This window comes from Bacillus sp. V33-4 (assembly GCF_002860225.1).
Lineage (GTDB): Bacteria > Bacillota > Bacilli > Bacillales > Cytobacillaceae > Bacillus_BJ > Bacillus_BJ canaveralius.
Window position 1 is genome coordinate 1 of the sequence record NZ_PGVC01000092.1, and the last position, 2,804, is coordinate 2,804.

The following is a 2,804-nucleotide window of genomic DNA, read 5'->3' on the forward strand; positions in this document are numbered from 1 at the left end:
TTTCATCCCAGAGGCTTTTGAAAAAGTCGGCGATCGCTTCCGCAATGGCGTTCAGCTTTTCTTTCATAAAAGCGACGACTTCATTTTCCTCTTCTTTTGATGATGGTTTTTGCGTTTTCTTTTCAGAGTCGTTTGCCTTTTCTTTTTTAGCTTGGGTCGTTTCTTTTAGATCATCATCCGAAGGCGCTGAAGATGCGGTCTCTGTTGAAACCGGTTCTTCAGCAGTTGCTTCATTTTAATTTACCTCCACTGTTGCCTTTAATTTGAAACGACAGTATTCCGTCCATTTTTCTTCACCAAGTGATTTGATTTCATCGTCGTAATATTTCCAAGCTGTATACATCTTTTGCACGCGCGCATATGAAACGACCCCGAAGTATTCAACTTGTCACCCTTCCGTTACGAAAATTTCAATTAACGTAACGCTTAGCCGCTATATTTAATATAAATTCATTGTATGCGGCTTTAGCGGTACAATCAACCCCTTTACCGATACAAATTTTTTGTGTATCGTAAAAGTAACATGAGAAAGAGGAAGGAAATTATCATGCCAATATCAATCAAACTTAAGGAAATCCTTAAAGAACGTGACCTTTCACAACGTGAATTGGCACGTATGACAGGGCTTCGTCCCAACACTATAAGCCATTTGTGTTCAGACAATGTGGAAAGAGTGTATCTATCAACATTAGAAACGGTTTGCAAAGTGTTAGACATCGACATTCAGGAGTTAATCGAGGTGGAGTAGCCCTCTTGCTATAGTAATCGTTCTATGTACGTCAAAGTTGCGAAAAACTTTAAAAGGCAGGGAGAAAACAAAGGTAAGGTATTTGAGATGAAAATGGTAGTATCTGATGATTTTAAGTTGCTTTGTTGCAAATAATTCCATCAAATAGGGCATACATTTTAAGTAGTTTGTACGTCTTTATAATTTGGTAGAATATCATATAAGGATTACAAGGGTTATATTTACTCTCTAATAAATAAGCTGTTTATTCGGCACTGGATAGCCCCTACACAAAAAAAGAAACCTTGAAAGGCATTAAGCCAATCAAGGTTTTAATTTTATCAATCTATCCGATTTAATATTTTCTCTACCACTTCTAATCCTAAGTGGTAAAAATTCTCTTCTAATTTTGTAAATCGGATTTCTTCTAATTCATTTATTAGTGAATGTTTAAATCCCTCTAATTCGTCAGGAAATATTGCTGTTTCTAACCTATTTTGAAATTCAACTAAGCCATATTCTTTTCCTTTAAACTTACTGCATAATTGCTTTATATGATTTCTATCTGCCATGTAACCACCTACTTTGTAATTATGGTAACAACTGCCCCCTGCTTATTAGTTATTACTTGTAAAGTTCCTGATGTATATGATATATTTCCATTTTGTTGAACCACAGGCTTGGCATTTCTTATTACATCTTCTACATATGTTGGAGATACACTTCTTCCATAGTCCCCACCTGCTTGAGTTATTGGACTTCCATATCTTTTTCCACTTGGCTGCATTCTGTCAACTGCATGTTTAGAATAATGTCTATCTCCTACTTTGGCATATGTTTGTCCATTAACATTAACCTTTTTATAATCACTCCAAGAACCCCATAATATCTTACTAATTTACTAAAGTTGCCCCAACGCATCGCCAGGATTTCTTCAAATGTCGGCGCAGCTGGCGGCGGTGGTGGTGCTGCCGGGCCTCCGGATCCTCCGCTTCCTCCTTTGCCTCCTCCAGAACCTCCAGAACCTGGTTTCGGTTTTGGCTCTGGTTTTGGTGTTGTGGCGGTGTTGGATCTTAACCACACCGCTGTTTGGATGCGGAGCTTTACAAAGATCCCCCGCGCCAACCAGGATACAATGCCCGCTTGGCGTCTATTCTCCTCCACCCCTAAAAGTAAAGGTGACGGTTATTATCAACATAACCACCACCCTATAACATCCTTAATTATATATTTCTTTTTTTCTCTTCAGAAACAAGTCTATTGCTTTTGTTTCCTGTTCACTTAATCCATCAAAATGTTCCTCAGAATGTACTAATTCATAATATCCCCAAATAGCAGAAACAGTTTCCTCATAGCCAAAAAACTTGTAATACCATTGTTCAGGGACCTTATTATCAATCACTACAAATAAGTCCGCCGGGTACCAATAAGGAGTTTCACAGTCGTCAAATAACAGATACCTTAACCCATCCTCATAGAATAATATGCCATGAACGTTATATTCTCTATGAATTGTTATTTCATTATAGGTTGTCTTTTGAGTAAGACCTTGCCTTACCTTTCTTGGGCTAAATAAATAGCCCTCATTTAAAACACACCTAACCACCATACATTATTCATTCCTTCACTTAAATTTAAAGTCATCATACTTTCTTGTTCTGGTATTGTAATTAAAGTGAATATTTATATTCCCTTTTGAAGTTTTCACTATTCTCTGCATTTTTACCCATCCTTCGGACCCGAGCCACCTTTTGTCTTTCATCTTGCTTCTTGAGACTACTTCTCTAGCTCCTGCCAGTGGATTGGATAATACTTGTTTCATAGCTAATTGTTCTTGAAGACTGTTTGCTATTGTTCGTCCAGTTGAACCTCTGCCTAATGACTTATTTTTTATTAAATGATTAAGGTTGCCCGTACCCTTAATTGAATTAATAAAATTTATAATTTTTTTATTTGAAGAACTGGCAAAAGAACGAATGGATTTATAAGCCGCAGGAACTTTTGTTACAAATAGAGTGTCATAGGCCATTCTGCCTAACACTCTTAATTTACTCATAGGTGGACTATACGGACTTTC

The 2,804-nt window shown here is 37.2% G+C and carries 6 protein-coding genes and 1 pseudogene; 2 read left to right on the forward strand and 5 right to left on the reverse strand.

Annotated features, from left to right (window positions below; all coding sequences use genetic code 11):
• Window positions 1-239, forward strand: a 239-nt coding sequence (locus CVD23_RS22220) for a hypothetical protein (protein WP_180960022.1), incomplete at its 5' end; no start/stop codon positions are given.
• Between the two features lie 308 nt (window positions 240-547).
• Complete coding sequence (locus CVD23_RS21440; RefSeq protein WP_101578764.1) at window positions 548-748, forward strand: helix-turn-helix domain-containing protein; 201 nt, start codon at window positions 548-550, stop codon at window positions 746-748.
• A 320-nt stretch (window positions 749-1,068) separates the two neighbouring features.
• On the opposite strand, the gene CVD23_RS21445 is transcribed toward CVD23_RS21440, so the two are convergent.
• The 5 genes and pseudogenes from CVD23_RS21445 to CVD23_RS22645 all read right to left on the reverse strand — a co-directional run.
• Entirely contained in the window at window positions 1,069-1,299 is a 231-nt protein-coding gene (locus tag CVD23_RS21445) for a hypothetical protein (protein WP_101578763.1), read from the reverse strand.
• Window positions 1,300-1,307: 8 nt separating this feature from the next.
• A complete protein-coding gene (locus tag CVD23_RS21450; protein WP_180955760.1) occupies window positions 1,308-1,514 on the reverse strand; it encodes a hypothetical protein in 207 nt (68 codons plus the stop codon).
• A gap of 35 nt (window positions 1,515-1,549) precedes the next feature.
• Window positions 1,550-1,852: a hypothetical protein gene (locus CVD23_RS22145; protein ID WP_180955761.1), complete on the reverse strand. Its 303-nt coding sequence runs from the start codon at window positions 1,850-1,852 to the stop codon at window positions 1,550-1,552.
• 94 nt (window positions 1,853-1,946) lie between these two features.
• Window positions 1,947-2,336, reverse strand: coding sequence for a phosphoribosylaminoimidazole synthetase (locus CVD23_RS21460; RefSeq protein ID WP_101578762.1), 390 nt, complete (start codon window positions 2,334-2,336; stop codon window positions 1,947-1,949).
• A gap of 15 nt (window positions 2,337-2,351) precedes the next feature.
• A pseudogene (locus CVD23_RS22645) lies at window positions 2,352-2,804 on the reverse strand (hypothetical protein); the annotation flags it as partial.